At 60.8% G+C, this 17,174-nt stretch carries 16 protein-coding genes and 1 pseudogene; 5 read left to right on the forward strand and 12 right to left on the reverse strand.

Translation table 11 applies throughout. From position 1 onward, the window contains the following. A pseudogene (locus tag KVG88_RS06495) lies at positions 1-84 on the reverse strand (electron transfer flavoprotein subunit beta/FixA family protein); the annotation flags it as partial. 548 nt (positions 85-632) lie between these two features. Here KVG88_RS06495 and KVG88_RS06500 point away from each other — a divergent pair. After that, positions 633-2,297, forward strand: coding sequence for an electron transfer flavoprotein-ubiquinone oxidoreductase (locus tag KVG88_RS06500; RefSeq protein ID WP_150704451.1), 1,665 nt, complete (start codon positions 633-635; stop codon positions 2,295-2,297). Between the two features lie 181 nt (positions 2,298-2,478). Here the strand turns inward: KVG88_RS06500 and KVG88_RS06505 are convergent, their stop codons facing one another. Next, positions 2,479-3,369 carry an AraC family transcriptional regulator gene (locus tag KVG88_RS06505; protein WP_217870898.1) on the reverse strand — a complete coding sequence of 297 codons (891 nt, stop codon included), beginning with the start codon at positions 3,367-3,369 and terminating at the stop codon, positions 2,479-2,481. A gap of 190 nt (positions 3,370-3,559) precedes the next feature. Between KVG88_RS06505 and KVG88_RS06510 the strand changes: the two genes are divergently transcribed. Then, positions 3,560-4,612: an NAD(P)-dependent alcohol dehydrogenase gene (locus tag KVG88_RS06510; RefSeq protein ID WP_217870899.1), complete on the forward strand. Its 1,053-nt coding sequence runs from the start codon at positions 3,560-3,562 to the stop codon at positions 4,610-4,612. On the opposite strand, the gene KVG88_RS06515 is transcribed toward KVG88_RS06510, so the two are convergent. The 6 genes from KVG88_RS06515 to KVG88_RS06540 all read right to left on the reverse strand — a co-directional run bounded on the left by KVG88_RS06515 (position 4,609) and on the right by KVG88_RS06540 (position 10,458). Next, positions 4,609-5,412: an IclR family transcriptional regulator gene (locus KVG88_RS06515; protein WP_150704454.1), complete on the reverse strand. Its 804-nt coding sequence runs from the start codon at positions 5,410-5,412 to the stop codon at positions 4,609-4,611. The two genes, KVG88_RS06510 and KVG88_RS06515, sit on opposite strands and share 4 nt — an antisense overlap. Positions 5,413-5,472: 60 nt before the next feature. Next, positions 5,473-6,783: an MFS transporter gene (locus tag KVG88_RS06520; protein WP_075947389.1), complete on the reverse strand. Its 1,311-nt coding sequence runs from the start codon at positions 6,781-6,783 to the stop codon at positions 5,473-5,475. A 172-nt stretch (positions 6,784-6,955) separates the two neighbouring features. After that, positions 6,956-8,104 (reverse strand): galactonate dehydratase, encoded by a 1,149-nt coding sequence (gene dgoD / locus KVG88_RS06525; protein ID WP_007903915.1) that lies wholly within the window; start codon positions 8,102-8,104, stop codon positions 6,956-6,958. A gap of 47 nt (positions 8,105-8,151) precedes the next feature. After that, entirely contained in the window at positions 8,152-8,772 is a 621-nt protein-coding gene (locus KVG88_RS06530) for a 2-dehydro-3-deoxy-6-phosphogalactonate aldolase (RefSeq protein WP_150704456.1), read from the reverse strand. Positions 8,773-8,791: 19 nt separating this feature from the next. Beyond that, on the reverse strand, positions 8,792-9,784 hold the full coding sequence (locus KVG88_RS06535; protein ID WP_217870900.1) for a 2-dehydro-3-deoxygalactonokinase: 993 nt from the start codon (positions 9,782-9,784) through the stop codon (positions 8,792-8,794). Between the two features lie 191 nt (positions 9,785-9,975). Beyond that, positions 9,976-10,458, reverse strand: coding sequence for a GNAT family N-acetyltransferase (locus KVG88_RS06540; RefSeq protein ID WP_217870901.1), 483 nt, complete (start codon positions 10,456-10,458; stop codon positions 9,976-9,978). A 313-nt stretch (positions 10,459-10,771) separates the two neighbouring features. Between KVG88_RS06540 and KVG88_RS06545 the strand changes: the two genes are divergently transcribed. The 3 genes from KVG88_RS06545 (at position 10,772) to KVG88_RS06555 (ending at position 12,695) form a co-directional block, all read left to right on the forward strand. Beyond that, positions 10,772-11,977: an MFS transporter gene (locus KVG88_RS06545; protein WP_217870902.1), complete on the forward strand. Its 1,206-nt coding sequence runs from the start codon at positions 10,772-10,774 to the stop codon at positions 11,975-11,977. Positions 11,978-12,061: 84 nt separating this feature from the next. Beyond that, positions 12,062-12,400, forward strand: coding sequence for a hypothetical protein (locus KVG88_RS06550; protein WP_217870903.1), 339 nt, complete (start codon positions 12,062-12,064; stop codon positions 12,398-12,400). 40 nt (positions 12,401-12,440) lie between these two features. Next, on the forward strand, positions 12,441-12,695 hold the full coding sequence (locus KVG88_RS06555; protein WP_075947394.1) for a hypothetical protein: 255 nt from the start codon (positions 12,441-12,443) through the stop codon (positions 12,693-12,695). A gap of 157 nt (positions 12,696-12,852) precedes the next feature. On the opposite strand, the gene KVG88_RS06560 is transcribed toward KVG88_RS06555, so the two are convergent. From KVG88_RS06560 to KVG88_RS06575, 4 genes are all read right to left on the reverse strand, one after another. After that, complete coding sequence (locus tag KVG88_RS06560; protein WP_217870904.1) at positions 12,853-13,782, reverse strand: PfkB family carbohydrate kinase; 930 nt, start codon at positions 13,780-13,782, stop codon at positions 12,853-12,855. Further along, complete coding sequence (locus tag KVG88_RS06565; RefSeq protein WP_217870905.1) at positions 13,775-15,241, reverse strand: purine-cytosine permease family protein; 1,467 nt, start codon at positions 15,239-15,241, stop codon at positions 13,775-13,777. Before KVG88_RS06565 ends, KVG88_RS06560 begins: the two co-directional genes overlap by 8 nt. A gap of 153 nt (positions 15,242-15,394) precedes the next feature. Continuing rightward, positions 15,395-16,393 (reverse strand): ADP-ribosylglycohydrolase family protein, encoded by a 999-nt coding sequence (locus KVG88_RS06570; RefSeq protein ID WP_217870906.1) that lies wholly within the window; start codon positions 16,391-16,393, stop codon positions 15,395-15,397. Beyond that, positions 16,390-17,103: a GntR family transcriptional regulator gene (locus tag KVG88_RS06575; protein ID WP_150704464.1), complete on the reverse strand. Its 714-nt coding sequence runs from the start codon at positions 17,101-17,103 to the stop codon at positions 16,390-16,392. The genes KVG88_RS06570 and KVG88_RS06575 overlap by 4 nt, the downstream gene beginning before the upstream one ends. Positions 17,104-17,174: the final 71 nt, after the last annotated feature.

Genomic DNA, 17,174 nt, shown 5'->3' on the forward strand with positions numbered 1-17,174 from the left:
AAGATCGACGCCGGAATTGTCCGCCTTGACGCGAACCTTAACGTTGTAATCCACAACGCGTTTGACAGCTACAAGAACCTTCATGGATTCCTCGTTACTCTCCGGTGAAAAGAAAGTCGCCTAGGCGAACCTGGCGGTTGATGCTCATCGGGCGCAAGGGCACCTCCAAAAACGCCGGCAAACGTGTCAAGTGAGCGTCGCTCACGATGAAGATGACCGTTCGTCAGTGGTGACTGATGAGTCATTCAATATCGCGGCGTGTAAACTGCGCGCCAAATCCGCGCGGCGCATCACCTTCTACTGCCATCGCCCTGTCTTTAGAGGTGCTCTTGAAACCAACAGTCAGCCTACGGCGAGCGCAAAACCGACCGTATCTTGACCGGAACACCTATTCCGGTCAATACGGCAAAATAGCCGTTCATAAGCCGCGTGACTTTGATTTCTCTGGGTTTGAGCCAATTCAAACAAACGTTTGTATTGGACCCTGACAGTGGTGTAGATATAATGCGCCACCCAAAGAGAAAGGTGGTCACTCGATTGTCCTCTCCCGACCTTACGCCGGGATTCAAGGATGCGACACCTAACCTCCAAAATTAGAAAAAAACTGTTGAGCCTTGAGTAGGAGATAGCCTGTGGAACGCGAATACATGGAATTCGACGTGGTCATCGTCGGTGCCGGCCCCGCTGGTCTTTCCGCCGCCTGCCGCTTGAAGCAGAAGGCCGCTGAAGCCGGTAAGGAAATCAGCGTCTGCGTGGTCGAAAAAGGCTCCGAAGTCGGTGCTCACATCCTGTCCGGTGCCGTGTTTGAACCACGCGCCCTGAACGAACTGTTCCCGGACTGGAAAGAACTCGGCGCGCCGCTGAACACGCCCGTCACCCGCGACGATATCTTCGTTCTCAAGAACGCTGAAAGCGCGCAGAAAATCCCTGACTTCTTTGTGCCCAAGACCATGCACAACGAAGGCAACTACATCATTTCCCTGGGCAACCTGTGCCGCTGGCTGGCCCAACAGGCCGAGAACCTGGGCGTGGAAATCTACCCGGGCTTCGCCGCCCAGGAAGCGCTGTTCGACGAAAACGGCATCGTGCGCGGGATCATCACCGGCGACCTGGGCGTTGACCGCGAAGGCAATCCGAAAGAAGGCTTGTACACCCCAGGCATGGAACTGCGTGGCAAATACACGCTGTTCGCCGAAGGTTGCCGCGGCCACATCGGCAAGCAGCTGATCAAGCGCTTCAACCTCGACAACGATTCCGACGTGCAGCACTACGGCATCGGCCTGAAAGAAATCTGGGAAATCGACCCGGCCAAGCATCAGCCAGGCCTGGTGGTGCACACCGCCGGTTGGCCGATGGACATCATGGGCACCGAAAACACCGGTGGCTCGTTCCTCTACCACCTGGAGAACAACCAGGTTGTCGTCGGCCTGATCGTCGATCTGTCGTACAGCAACACGTACCTGTCGCCGTTCGATGAGTTCCAGCGCCTCAAGCATCACCCGGTGCTCAAGCAGTACCTGGAAGGCGGCAAGCGCATCAGCTACGGCGCACGCGCGATCTGCAAAGGTGGCCTCAATTCGCTGCCGAAAATGGTCTTCAAGGGCGGCGCACTGATCGGTTGCGACCTCGGCACCCTGAACTTCGCCAAGATCAAAGGCAGCCACACGGCAATGAAGTCCGGCATGCTCGCGGCGGAATCGGTGGCTGACGCGCTGTTCGCCGACAAGGATGGCAGCGAAGAACTGACCAGCTACGTCGACGCCTTCAAGAACAGCTGGCTGCACGAAGAACTGTTCGCCAGCCGTAACTTCGGCCCGGCGATCCACAAGTTCGGCGCCATCGTCGGCGGTGGTTTCAACTGGCTGGACCAGAACATCTTCGGCGGCAAACTGCCGTTCACCCTGCACGACACCAAGCCGGATTACGCTTGCCTGAAGCTCGCGGCCGACTGCAAGAAGATCGACTACCCGAAACCGGACGGCAAGATCAGCTTCGACAAATTGAGCTCGGTGTTCATCTCCGGCACCAACCACGAAGAAGAGCAGCCGTGCCACCTCAAGCTGACCGATCCGAGCATCCCGATCAGCAAGAACCTGCCGCTGTACGATGAGCCAGCCCAGCGCTACTGCCCGGCCGGCGTGTACGAAGTGATCACCAAGGAAGACGGCGAGAAGCGCTTCCAGATCAACGCCCAGAACTGCGTTCACTGCAAGACCTGCGACATCAAGGACCCTGCACAGAACATCACCTGGGTGACGCCGGAAGGCGCTGGCGGCCCGACTTACCCGAATATGTAAGCCGAACCGCTGAACATCAAGGCTCCCAAAACGGGGGCCTTTTTGTTGCCCGAAATTCAAGCGTCAACACAAGACTTTGTGGGAGCGGGCTTGCCCGCGATGACGGTCTATCATCCAACATTAAAGTCGACTGACCCACCGCAATCGCAGGCAAGCCCGCTCCCACAGGGATTGTGTTGTCTCAAGCAGCCCGCTCATCCCCGGGATTACGTTCAAAGTAGCGCTTGTACTCACGACTGAACTGCGACGTGCTCTGATACCCCACCCGATGCGCCACCTGCGCCACACCCAACCCCTCGCCCACCAACAACTGCTGCGCCCTGAGCAAACGCAATCGCTTCAGATACTGCACCGGCGACAACAAGGTGCTGCGCTTGAAATGTTCGTGGAACGTCGACGCACTCATGTTCGCGCAACTGGCCAGGGTCTCGACGTTCAGCGGCTCGGTGTAGTGCGCGTGCAGATGGCTGAGGGAAGCGGCGATCCGCGCGAATTGCCCTTGCTGCTCAACCAGCGCCCGCAACACATCGGCCTGCGGACCACGCAAGGCGACGAACAACAATTCGCGTAATCGCGCTTGCCCCATGATCTGGCACTCCAGCGGATCGTGCAGGCAACGCAGCAGCCGCTCGACACACCCACGCATAGCATCGTCGAGCACCGCCGAAGTCATGGACTCCGGCGTTTGTGCCGGAATATGACGGCCCGACGCCAACCCCATCGCCATCACCAACTCCCCCAGCATCACCCGATCGATGGCCACGGAAACACCCAACATCGGCCCGTCCGGTCCGGCAAAGGTTTCACATTCGAACGGCACCGGCAGTGCCTGTATCAGATAGTGCCCGGCGCCGTATTCCAGGGTGCGAGGCCCCAGATACGCGAGTTTGCTGCCTTGGGCGATGATCACCAGGCTCGGTTCGTAAATCTGCGGCCCACGGGCCACATCACGCGTGGCACGCAAAACCTGCACGCCTGGCAACGCGGTGGGGACGAAACCGTCGCGCGTCGACAACGGTTCGATCAGCGAAACCAGCGTGGCATTGGCATCAAGGTGACGGGTCAACAACATCGGAGTTCTTCACAAAAAAGTCGCGGAAAAAGGGATGAAAGCATCATCGCAGATCCACCGGCCAAAACGACGGCTGCCCCCCGCATGCCGGAGGATTAGGCATGACACCCGGAGGAATCGTCATTTTCGGCGCAGGTTTCGGCGCCCAGAATGCGCCACCTCACCCGTCACCGCTCTTGCGAGGTTCACCATGTACACCGCCATCGGATATGCCGCCCAGTCGGCCACCACGCCCCTCGCCCCCGTGAAATTCGAACGCCGCAGCCCACGACCCGACGACGTAGCGATCAAAATTCTCTACTGCGGCGTCTGCCACTCCGACATCCATCAGGCCCGCAACGAATGGGGCATTGCCGTTTACCCATTGATGCCCGGCCATGAGATCGTCGGAAAAGTTACCGCCATTGGTGCGAACGTCACCCAACACAAAGTCGGCGATCTGGTCGGCGTTGGCTGCATGGTCGACTCCTGCCGCAGTTGCGCAGCCTGCCAGGCGGATCTGGAGCAATACTGCCTCGAAGGTCCGACCATGACCTACGCGACCCATGACCGTGTGGATGGCAGCAACACCATGGGCGGTTACTCCGACAGCATCGTGGTCAGCGAGCACTTTGTGGTGCGCATCCCCGAAAAACTCGATCCGGCCAACGCCGCGCCGATTCTTTGCGCCGGCATCACCACCTACTCGCCGCTCAAGCACTACGGTGTGAAAGCCGGCGACAAGGTCGGGATTCTCGGCATGGGTGGACTGGGCCACATGGGCATCAAGTTTGCCAAGGCGATGGGCGCTGAAGTGACGCTGTTCACCCGCTCGGCGAGCAAGGCTGAGGAAGGCCGTCGTCAGGGCGCGGATCACGTCATCGTCTCCACCGATGCCGAACAGATGAAGGCAGCCGCAGGCCGTTTCGACTTCCTGCTCGACACCATTCCGGTGCAGCACGACCTCAACCCCTACCTCGACACCCTGCGCTTCGACGGCGTGCACATCCTGGTGGGCTTGATCGAACCGGTGGAGCCGCCCCTGCATGCCGGCAAACTGGTGTTGGGTCGCCGCGTGTTGGCAGGCTCGCTGATCGGCGGCATCGCCGAAACCCAGGAAGTGCTGGATTTCTGCGCCGAGCACAACATCACCTGCGACATCGAGATGCTCGACATCCGCCAGATCAACGAAGCTTACGCCCGCATGATTGCCGGTGACGTGAAGTACCGCTTCGTCATCGACATGGCGACCCTCAAGGTTTAAACCTTGAGGCCAAGCTCCGCCGACAGCCGGGCTGTGACCCCTTTGATCAGGGGAATCAGCTCGGCCATTTTTTCCAGCGGCATGTAGGGCACGGTGCTGGCGATGCTGATGCCGGCGACGATGCGTTTGCTGGCATCACGGATCGGCGCCGCCACGCAACGGATCGACGGTTCGTTGTCTTCCAGATCGAAGGCGTAACCGCCGGCCACGTACTCGATCATGCGCTGCTGAAACTGCTCCCAGGATTGCTCCGGGTGCTGCGGCCAGAACTGGTTTTTCCCACCCGCCGGCAGGCTGACTTCGTACAGTCGTTGCCACTCTTGCGGCGAGTCATCGAGCATCAGCGCCTTGCCGATCCCGGTGCGCGCCAACGGCATGCGATGGCCGACCCGCGAACGCATTTCCGGACCATTGCGCCCCGGATTCTTGTGCAGGTACAGCACCTCATCGCCTTCACGGATCGCCAAGTGAATGGTGTCGCCGGTCAACGCCGACAGCTCATCCAGATACGGCCCGGCCAGGGTCACCAGCGGCAGTTCTTCGCGCGCCTGAAACCCCAGCTCGATCAACTTCGGCCCCAACAGATAACCCACTTGCGGCACCACGCGCAGATAACGCTCATCCACCAGGCAACTGGCCAGACGATGGGTGGTGCTGCGCGTGGTGCCGATCAACCGGGCGATTTCCTTGAGATCGCGGGCACCGCTGGCCACAGCCTGAACCACACCCAGACCGCGAAGCAGTGTCTGAGTGCCGGTCGGTGCGGCGTCCTTGGCGACTTTTGGGGCGTCTTCCTGCATATCCAGCCTTTACCGTTGAGCGAGTGAACGGGCGGCATTATGGTCGCCCGGATGCCACGACTACAACTTGATACGCTCGACCTTGCCCACCAGCAAGATGTAGGACAGCGCACCGATCAACGCCAGCACCGAGATGTAGGTAATCGCCGGGGCGAAGGAATCACCGCTGGCGAGGAAGCCGATCACGATTGGCGTGGCGATGGCCGACAGGTTGCCGATGAAGTTGAACACCCCGCCGGTCAGCCCGAGCAACCGCGCCGGCGCCAGCGTCGACACCAGCGACCAAGTGATCGAGGCCAACCCGTTACCGAAAAACGCCAGCGCGAGGAATGCAATCACCAACGGCGTCGATTCAACAAAGTTGGCGCCGATGATCGATGTGGAAATCAGCAGTCCGCTGATGATCGGCAACTTGCGGGCGAACCCTACCGAGTAACCGCGACGGATCAAGAAGTCCGAGAAGAAACCGGAGCACAGCACGCCGACGAACGCCGCGAGAAACGGCAGCGACGCCAACAACCCGGACTTGATGAAGTCCATGCCGCGGTATTTCACCAGGTAGGTCGGGAACCACGTCAGGAAAAACCACAGCGTCGAGTTGAGGCAGAACTGGCCGAGGTAGATGCCCCAGAGTTTGCGCTTGGTGAGGACAATGCCCAGGTCGGTCCAGCTGAATTTGGCTTTGACCTTGGCCTGCTCAGACTGGATATCCACCAGCCCGCCGCCCTCGCGAATCAGCTCGATTTCAGCCTCGTTGGCGCCTTTGAAATCCCGTGGCTCGCGATACACCGCGTACCAGATTGCCGCCCAAATGATCCCCACCGCGCCCGTGGCGACGAACACCATGTGCCAGCCGAATTCGTGCTGCAGCCAGGCCAGTACCGGCGTCAGGAACGCCAGGCCGACAAACTGCCCGGACGTGTAGAAACCGATGGCCGTGGCCCGCTCGCGCTCAGGGAACCAGGTGGTGACCACGCGGCTGTTGATCGGATACGCCGGCGCTTCGAGGGCACCAACCGCCATGCGCAACACGAACAGCGCGATGAAACTGCCGGCGAAGCCGAGCATGACCGTGGCAATCGACCACAGGAGCAATGCAGCGGTATAGAGAATGCGCGGCGGCACCCGGTCCACCAGCCATCCACCGGGAATCTGCATGGCGGCGTAGGTCCAGCCGAAGGCCGAGAAAATCAGGCCGACGTGGATCGGATCGATGCCCAGGTCGCTGGTGAGTGCCGGGGCGGCAATCGACAGGTTGCTGCGGTCCAGATAGTTGATCACCACGGTGATGAACAGCAGCACCATGATGAAAAAACGCTTGCGGCTGGGCGCCGCCAACGACGCCTGCCCGGTGAGGGTTTGCGGTTGCATGGGGGAGTGCCTCTTTTTATGTTTATTGAGGTCAATTTAATAACTGGCGCCAACCCCTGTGGGAGCTGGCTTGCCAGCGATGACGGCGACACATTCAATAATGATGTGACTGACAGGACGCTATCGCTGGCAAGCCAGCTCCCACAGGGATTTGTGCAGGGTCAGACGGGTCTCACCACTCGGCAAAACTGCCATCGGCATGACGCCAGATCGGGTTGCGCCAGCGGTGGCCGACGGCGGCGCGTTCGATCACGTATTCCTCGTTGATCTCGATGCCCAGGCCCGGACCGTTGGGGATCTTCACGAAGCCTTTGTCGTAGTCGAACACCCGTGGATCTTTGACGTAGTCGAGCAAGTCGTTGCTCTCGTTGTAGTGGATACCCAGGCTCTGTTCCTGGATGAACGCGTTGTAGCAAACCGCGTCCAGTTGCAGACACGCCGCCAGCGCAATCGGGCCCAGCGGGCAATGCAGCGCCAGCGCCACGTCGTAGGCTTCGGCCATGTTGGCGATCTTGCGGGTTTCGGTGATGCCGCCCGCGTGGGACGCATCCGGCTGGATGATGTCGACGTAGCCTTCGCTGAGCACACGCTTGAAGTCCCAGCGCGAGAACAGCCGCTCACCCAGAGCAATCGGCGTGCTGGTCAGCGGCGCGAGTTCTTTCAGCGCTTCGTAGTTTTCGCTGAGCACCGGCTCTTCGATGAACATCAGCTTGTACGGGTCGAGTTCCTTCATCAGCACCTTGGCCATGGGCTTGTGCACCCGGCCATGGAAGTCCACGCCGATGCCGACGTTCGGGCCGACCGCGTCACGCACGGCGGCGACGTTAGCCAGGGCCAGGTCGACTTTTTCAAAGCTGTCGAGGAACTGCAGCTCTTCGGTGCCGTTCATTTTCACCGCCGTGAAACCACGGCTGACCGCTTCTTTCGCCGCCCGCGCAGTGTCTGCCGGACGGTCGCCGCCGATCCACGAATACACGCGAATCTTGTCCCGCACCTGACCACCCAACAGGTCGCTGACCGACACGCCCAGCGCCTTGCCCTTGATGTCCCACAAGGCCTGGTCGATACCGGCCAGGGCGCTCATGTGGATCGCACCGCCACGGTAGAAACCGCCGCGATAGAGCACAGTCCAGATGTCTTCGATGTTGCGCGGGTCTTTGCCGATCAGGTAGTCGGACAATTCTTCAACGGCAGCAGCCACGGTGTGGGCGCGGCCTTCAACGACGGGCTCGCCCCAACCGGTGACACCCTCGTCGGTTTCAACCTTGAGGAAGCACCAGCGCGGCGGAACGATGAAGGTGGTCAGTTTGGTGATTTTCATCTTTTGTCTCTCTTGTTAGATGCAGCGCTCGCAGCGCCAAAAAAGTCTTAGCGAAGGGCTTTCCAGGCAGCGACGTAGGCCTTGGCATTGGCCGCCACTTGCTCCGGTGTCATGCCCGGTTTGAACAGACCGGAGCCGAGGCCGAAACCTTTGACGCCCGCCTCGATAAACACCTGCATGTTGTCCGGGGTGATCCCGCCAACCGGCACCAGTACCGTTCCCGCCGGCAGTACCGCGAGCCAGGCTTTGACGACGGCCGGTCCCATCTGCTCGGCCGGAAACATCTTCAGCACATCGGCGCCTTCAGCCAGTGCCGCGAATGCTTCGGTCGGTGTCGCCACACCGGGTGACAAGTACAGCCCGGCGGCCTTCGCGGCGCGCAGGACTTTGGGGTCGCTGTGAGGCATGACGATCACCTGGCCGCCCGCCGCTTTCACCTGCTCGACCTGTTCCGGGGTCAGCACCGTACCCGCGCCGATCAGGCAATCGGCGGGCAAGGTATCGCGCAGGATGCGGATGCTTTCGTAGGGCACAGGAGAGTTGAGCGGGACTTCGATAACACGGAACCCGGCGGCGTACAGGACTTCCCCGATGGCGGCCGCTTCTTGCGGATGCAGGCCGCGCAGGATCGCGATCAGACCGTTTTGCGCCAGTGCTTGTTTGAGCATGTCAGGACTCCAGTCAGGTTTAACGGATGAGGTTGGGCCGGATCAGGCCGGCGGCCAGCGCCAGTTGCCACAACCCACGCTCGGTGGCTTGCTCGGCCAGGGTCACGCGGGCAAAGCCGCAAGCGTCGAGGGCTCGGCTGTAACGGGTGCAGAGTTGGGTATTGCCGATGAGGATGATCGCCGGCAGATGAACGCTGTTGCGCCGCCGACGCTGAACGGTGGCCAGGGCCGACAACTCATGGCCGATCAGCAGGCCGGACAGGTAGTCCGGTTGCGCCGTGCCGCTCAGCTCACCGGTCAACCCCAGGCTACGGGCGCTGAACAGGGTCGACAGCACGCCGATCTCACCGTCTGCCGACAACGCGACCTGGACGCCACGATCAAACGCCTCGCCATCAAACGAACCGCCGCGTTGCTGGGTACGCCCCAGAATGCTGTGTTCGCTGAGTACGGCGAAGACTTCGCCGGTCATGAAGGTATCGAAATGCACGATGCAGCCATCGGTCACTTCCACCCATTTCGAATGGCTGCCCGGCAGGCCGATCAGCAGGTCGGCGCCCGCCTCGGCCGGCAGGTTTTGCAGAACACCGAGCACCTGGGTTTCTTCGCCGCGCATCACGTTCGGCAAGCGCGAACGTTGGATCACACCCGGCACGATGTGTACATCGACGCCGCGCAGACTGCGCACGGTTTGGAGGGAAGTTCCGAGATTGGCGACGTTCGCCGGGGTATCGCAGTAGGCCGCTTCGCGCCAGCCCTGGGCGCTGCCGACCATGCCGCAGGCAATCACCGGCAAACCTGGCTGAGCGTCGAGCCAGTCGCCGCAGGCCTCGTCGAAAGCCAGTTCAAATCCGTCGGTGCATTCGCGACCGTTGATGATTCGCGGCGCCTTGGGCAACTGCATGATCCCCGACGACAGCGAGCGCTGTTCGAGAACCTGGCCACCTTCGGCAAGTTTGTAGGCACGTAATGAGGTTGTCCCCCAATCGAGCGCGATCAATTGCGCCAGCATCGCTTCACCTGTTTTGTTTTTTGGCAGTGAGTGAGCGGGACTATAAACCCTAGCGCTGGAATATCTCAATATATAAATATCAATCCCATATTATGAGATGACGTGAAAAAAAGATCGCAGCCTTCGGCAGCTCCTACAGGGAACGCTTTCCAATGTAGGAACTGCCGAAGGCTGCGATCTTTTAAGAAGCGTCAGTTACCCGCAGCAAAATCCCGAAGCACGGCGCCATCCATCCGATACCTCACCCATTCCTCCTGCGGCTGCGCACCCAAGGATTTGTAGAAGTCGATGGCCGAGGTGTTCCACTCCAGCACGCTCCACTCGAACCGCCCGCAGTCATTGGCGCAGGCGATTTTTGCCAGATGCCGCAGCAGGGTCTTGCCGGCACCCCCACCGCGCTGTTCCGGGGTGATGTACAGGTCTTCGAGGTACAGGCAATTGCTGCCCAGCCACGTCGAATAACTGAAGAAGAACACCGCGAAGCCGATCGGCAAGCCCTCGCGCAGGCAGATCAGGCCGTGGGCCGTTGCGCCTTCACTGAACAGGCTGCGCTCGATGTCGGCGACGCTGGCAATGACTTCATGGCGGGCACGTTCGTAGTCGGCCAGTTCAGTGATGAACGCGAGGATTTGCGGCGCATCACTGGGAGTCGCCGGGCGGATTTCGATCGTCATGGACGTGCCTTGTCAGAGGTTGAAAACGCCATACTAAGACGGCACGGGGCTTTAGTCATACCGAATATGTAGCTGCTGGCGAAGTCTGCGTTCGGCAGCGCAGCAGTCGTGAAACCGGCACTCGCGGTTTTCCTGACACACCGCATCGTCTGATTTCACGACTGCTGCGCAGCCGAATGCAGGCTTCGCCAGCTGCTACACGGTTTTACTCCGCTCGTTGCTGATCCTGGCATCGGTAACCTCGGACCTAACATCAAGGGCTTGCGTGGTTAGATAGATGAGCCGCTCATTTATCTGGTCAAGGAACCGCGTCATGTCTACCGCAACACCTCCCGTTTCAAGCAAGTTGTTCGGCCTGTTCTGTCTCGCCAGCTATTTGCTGTCGTTGTCGTATGGCTCGACTTTTTTACTGTCATTGTTGATCGGCTCAAGGGGCGGCAATGAGCACGATGCCGGCAGTGTGATTTCGGCGGCGATGCTCAGTACATTCGTGGCGGTCATTGTCTCAGGTCACTTGTCCGACCTGCTCGGCGCGGCGCGGTCGGTTGCGCTGTTCGGTGTCCTGCTGGTGGCAGCCAGCCTGGGCTTCGCCATGACGCCGGGCTTCGGCCACCTGTTGTTGTTTTTCGGCCTGTTGCTGGGTTTGGGTTGGGGTGTTTTCTACACCCTGGGGCCGATCATCGTGGCCAGCCTGGTTGCCCCCGCGCAACGTGCCAAATATTTTGCCTTGCTGTCGGGCAGCATGATGACCGGCATCGGCAGCGGTCCTTTACTGGGACGCGCAGCAAGTGCGTTGGGCTATCCGGTGACGGCGGCGTTTTATCTGGCGGCGCTGGCAAGTTTGCTGGGGGTATTGCTGTTCTGGCGACTGGATCGGCACTTGAAAAAAGCCGCCGTCGAGTCGACCGCCGTGTCGCGAATTTCCTGGGGCGCAGCGGCGCAAGTGCTGTCGTCCAAAGCTGCGTTTCCGATCGTCATGGTCGGCTTGGGCGGTTGCGTTTTCGGAGGTCTGTCGAGTTTTCAGACCAGTTATGCGGCCGCGCGCTCACTGGATTATTCGCTGTTCTTTCTCGGCTTCATGAGCGCTGCCATCAGCAGCCGCATGCTGATTGCCGGCTTCGTCGTCAAGCGCGATCCGCTGCGGGCGTCGTGCCTGCTGTCCGGGGTGATGATGGCCTCGATCGTGATGTTCGGTTTTGTCGTCGACGGCGGCTTCAGCTACGTCCTCGCGGCGGTGATGCTCGGCGTCGGTTACGGGCTGACCTATTCGGTTATCAACGGCCTGGCCGCCAACGAAGCACCGAGCGGCACCACCGCGCAATCGTTGCTGTTGTTCAGCCTTTCGTACTTCATCGGCGTATTCGGCTTTCCGCTGCTCGCCGGGAAAATCATTGTCGAGCATGGTATGGCGACATTGCTGCTGACGGTGCTGGCCGTCGCAGCGTTCAACTGGCTGATCACGGTCGGGCGTTTGCTCTGGCGTCGAATCACAGCCGCCAGGGCCTTGCAGCGAGCCTGAACCGTTCGTCGTTCATCAGGCACCAATTCGAAACGGGGGCGGACCAACATCAGGTAAGGACTCTAAATCAATGGAGACACCACCATGATCACGTCCAGGCTGACCGCCCTCGCCTTCGCTGCCCTCCTGTCCCCGCTCGCCCTCGCCGCGACCACCGCGTCCGGCACCGGCCCGACCAACCCGGTCGAAAGCCCTAAAGCCCCCGCCATTCAGAGCGCCCCCGGCATGAACACCAACGGCACAGGCGTCGATAGCAGCCTGCCGCCGTCAACCGGCACCGACCCTCGGACCCAGGGTAATGACATGGGCCGCCAGGGCGGTCTGAACATGCCCGACACCAAATCACCCGATAACGCCGGCCCCGGCGTCGGCTCGAAAACCACCACCGGTGGCTCAGGCTCCGAAGGTGGCGCGAGCCAGTAAGTTCGCCGCAAGACCTACCCATCGCCATGAAGAGGTAACCATGAACGTCGATAAAAACCTGGAAAAAGAAGTCCTGACCCGCCTGCTGCACGCCCATCCCAGTGGTTTGGGCAAGGAGGTCCTGGACAATTACCGGGGGGAGAAAGTCGTGGCCAGCACCCTCGCCACATTGCAGGAGCGCGGCTTGATTCAGCACGGCAATGTGCAGTGCAACGAAGCTGGCGAACACTCGCTGAACCTGCCGATCAAACTCAGCGCCGCCGGCGTTGAGGCTGCACGCAAACTGGATGCCTGACCCGTCGATGCGCAGGGCAGGCTAGCGCACAAATCCTTTATCGAATCTGAGGGCCTCATCGCGGGCAAGTCCGCTCCCACAAGGTGCAATGGTGAACACAAAAATTGTGAACACTCTAGGACCCTGTGGGAGCGGGCTTGCCCGCGATAGCGTCAGTTCATTGACTAAATGACTTGCTGATCAACTCATCCACCTCAGCGGTGCCCGGCGAAGTCGCCGGCCCCCACCGGGTCACCGCCAGTGCCGCGGCCGCATTGGCCCGGCGCGCGGCGTCAAACGCCGACAATCCCTGCGCCAACCCCGCCACGAACACACCGGCATGAGCATCGCCGGCACCGTTGCTGTCCACCGCGTCGACCTTGAACCCCGGCACATGCCTGCGCTCTGAACCCTGGCTGATCCAGCAACCCTGCGGCCCGTCGCGCACTACCATCAGCACCTCGCGCGGGAGATAACCGACCAGCCGATCCAGAGCCTCTGCAATATCGGTCGCACCGGTAATCTTCAGCGCTTCAACGCTGTTGCTGGTCCACACGTCGATGCGCGGCAGCAGCGCCTGCATCAGCGGTGCATCCGGCGAGTCCACCAGTGGCCCCGGATCGAACACCACCCTGACCGCTTCCGGTAGCGTCAGCACCCAGTCCACCAGCGGCTGCGCTTTACCGACGTGCAGCAGGCTGTAGCCGCTGACGTAAACATAATCCCCCGCCTCGGCCGGAACGCTGGCCAGGTCCTCGGCACTCAATTCACCCTCGGCGCCGATGTAGGAAACGAAGCTGCGCTCGGCCGAGGCGTCCGTGATCGCCACGCACAATCCGGTATCGCGTTCGGCACGCTCAGTGATGCCGATACGGATACCTTCCGCGTTCATCGCGTCGCGGGCCAGGTCGCCGAAACGCCCGGTGCCATGGCGACCGAGGTACACCACCGGCAAACCGTTGCGCTGGGCGGCAGCCATGACATTGAAGCCACCACCGGCTTCGAAACTGGCGGACTGCGCCAGTACGTCGCCCCCGGCTTGCGGCAATTTATCCACGGCCATGACCAGGTCGATGATGACCTGGCCGGTGTGCAACATCTTAGGCATGCGCATTCTCGCTCAACGCAGCGCGACGATCCTTCGCCCCGCCGAGTAACAAGTAAATCCCGCCAGCCACCACAAAGGTCACGATCCAGCCGAGGCCGTTATGCCCCAGCCACGAGTCGGACAGGAAGCCTTTGAACCAAACGTTTTCTGCCGTGGTGCCAATGGTAGTGAAGCTGAAACCCAACACGATGGCGATGGCCCACGCGCCGAATGCACGCCACTCCACGCCGCCGCGATACCAGTAGGCGCTGCTCGGGCTGACGTCCAGCAAGTCCTTGGGGCTGTAGTAGTGACGGTGAATCAAGTCGACCACGAAGATCCCGACCCACGCCGTGATCGGCACGGCCAGCAAGGAAATAAAGGTGATGAACGGGCCGTAAAAACTGTCGGCGATCAGCATGAAGTAGATCGAACCGGCGAAGATTGCAACGATGTCGACCACCACCGCGTAGACGCGCTTGACCTTGAGGCCGAGGGTCAACGTGGTCAAACCGGCGGAGTACACCGACAGGTTGTTCGACAGCAGCAAGCCACCAAACGCAGTGATCAGGTACGGCACGGCCATCCAGGTCGGCAGCATGTCGCGGATCGCGATGATCGGATCAGTCGCCTGGGCCAAGTCGTTATTGCCCACCGAAAGCAGGCCGCCGAGGGTGATCAGCAACACCAGCGGAATCCCCGCACCGAACGCCGCCGACGCCACCAGGCGTACGGCTTTGACGCTGCGATGCTGATAGCGCGACATGTCCGCACCGGCGTTGGCCCAGCCAATCCCGGTGCCGGCCGCTATGGTGCCGATGCCGATGATCATTGCACTCATCGGTGCCGGCGTGGCGTTGAACACCGCACTCCAGTCGATGGTGGCGCAGAGGAAACCGCCAACCAGAATGTTCAGCGCGCCGAACACGTAGGTCGCCCACTTCTGAATCACCAGCAACGTGGCATGGCCGAGGCCCGACACCGACAAGGTCAACAGCACGAAAATCGCGATGAACACCAGCGTCAGCAACGGCGCGCTTTTGGCTTCCACGGGCGAGCCGAACAGGATCGAACACAACGACAGCAGCACGAATGCGGCGGTGGTGGTGTTGACGGTTTCCCAGCCCAGACGCGACATCAACGACACCAGGGTCGGACCGATATTGCCGCGTACACCGAAAATGGCTCGCGACAGCGTCAGACTCGGTGCGCGGCCACGACGACCGGCAATGGAGATGATCCCGACCACCGCGAATGAACCGGCAGCCCCGAGGATCGCGACAATGATTGCCTGCCAGATCGCCAACCCGCGAAACGCCACGAGGGTCGCGCCCAGCGGCAGGCCGAGGATGGAAATGTTGGCGGCGAACCAGACCCAGAATAGTTGCAACGGATGACCATTGCACTCGGATTCCGGCACCGGTTCGATGCCGCGGGTTTCCAGTTGCCCGGCGTTCTGCCCGGCGTTCGATGAACTCATGAGGAATGCTCCTGTTGCCATTTTTGTGTTTGTGGGCGAGGTAGGAGCTGCCGAAGGCTGCGATCTTTTGATCTTGATTTTCAGCGATAACAAGGCCGCCAAGATCAAAAGATCGCAGCCTTCGGCAGCTCCTACACAGGTTGTATCCGTGTTTCAGCGCAGGTAGAGAAGCCCTGTCACCAACGGCTCAAGCTCCAGATCATTGACAGCCTTGACCGTGTCGATCATCTCCACAGGCCAGCTCTCAAGACCCAGGCAAGCCCCGAGCATCGCGCCGAGAATCGCCGCGATGGTGTCGGTGTCGCCGCCGAGGCTGGCGGCCATGCACAGTGCGTCGAAGGCGTTCATCTCACCGATGGCCACTTGCTGAGCCAAAGCAAAGGACACCACCACCGATTCCTGAGAGGCCACTGACGTGCCGATCACGTCGTACAGCAAATCGGCGAGCAGCTCGTTGTCACGGTCGACGCTGATGCTTCTTGCCCAACTGATGCGCGAGGCAATGCGTCCGCCGGCGACCCAGTGGCCGTGGCTTTCCGCTTGTTGGGCGATTTGCTGGCCGAGGTTCAACGCCTCGCCCAGGTCCATGCCGTTGATCCCGGCGGACACCACCGCCGCCACTGCCGCCGCACTGGATATCCCCAGTGTGGTGTTGTGCGTGACCTGGCAGGCCTGCACAACCGCTTCAATGAAACGCTGCGGGTCGGCGACATTCGCCGCAATCCCGACCGGCGTGATGCGCATCGCCGCGCCGTTGGTGGTGCCGTAGCGCCCGGCCTCTTCCGGTGAATGGCCGGCGAGGATCATTTCGATGGCGCGCTTGGTCGAAGGACCCAGCAGATCCTGCGAGCCCTTGGCCTGCATCTCGGCTTCCCATTCGATCAGGCGCTGGGCGAGCACCGCCGGTTCAATCTTGCCTTCGCCATCAATCAACAACTGGCCGACCAGAATGGCCTGTTCGGTGTCGTCGGTGATTGAGCCTTTGGGCATGTTGGCGGCGATCGGTTGGTCAGGGCCGGCATCTTCCAGGTGGGTGATTTCGCCGAAGCGCGCCTGGATTTCCACGCGGCTCAACGATTGGGTCGGCATGCCCAGGGCATCGCCCAAGGCCAAGCCATAGAACGCGCCCAAGGCACGATTGAGCGCAGTCATTTCGAAGTTCCAAATTGCAGGTGCAGGCGGAAATGCACAGGGTCCAGCAAGCTTTCCACTTGCTCCATGAAACGGTTTTGCCGGTCGTACGTCGTACGCAAGGCCTTGAGGAAGACCGTGCCGACCGGGCGCCCCAGCAGTTGGGCATCCTGTTCATTCAGCGGCTCGGCGCCGATCCATTGATCGCCACGCTCACCGATGTAGCCATAGGCGGCCAGGGTGATGGTCAGAGAGTTATCGATCAGCCCCACGCGCGGCAGGCTTTCCAGGCCTCCGGTGGCGGGCATCAGTGAGCGTTCAAGGGAAACCAGCGTGCCGTCATTGGAACGGCGGCGACGGTCGAGGCTGATGAACTGGTCGGTACCGAACCGCGACAGCAGGTCTGGGCGGGTCACCGCCTCCAGCCGCAGCACTTCGGTATTGACCAGCGCCCCGCTGTCGGCCAGGGCTTGGGCCCAGCCGCTGCGCTGGTCCAGCACCACGCCATCAAACGTGACGATCGAGCCCACCCCGCTTTGCGTCGCGATGTAATTGCGCCGTTTCAATTCGGCCAGGGCTTCACGCAAAGTGCCTCGGCTGACTTTGAATTCTTGAGCCAACTGATGCTCGCCCGGCAACTGATAACCGTCCTCCAGAAGGCCGCTTTCAATGCGCCGGATGAGTTCGTCGACCACCCGTTGTTTCTTGTCAAATCGAACCTGTCTAATCATGTACAAAGTGATAACCGAAACAGGTCAGAACGGGCAAGGGATTTTTAAGGGAAGTGACGGAAGGGATGGCA

This window comes from Pseudomonas azerbaijanoccidentalis (assembly GCF_019145495.1).
In the GTDB taxonomy this organism is placed as follows: Bacteria; Pseudomonadota; Gammaproteobacteria; order Pseudomonadales; family Pseudomonadaceae; genus Aquipseudomonas; species Aquipseudomonas azerbaijanoccidentalis.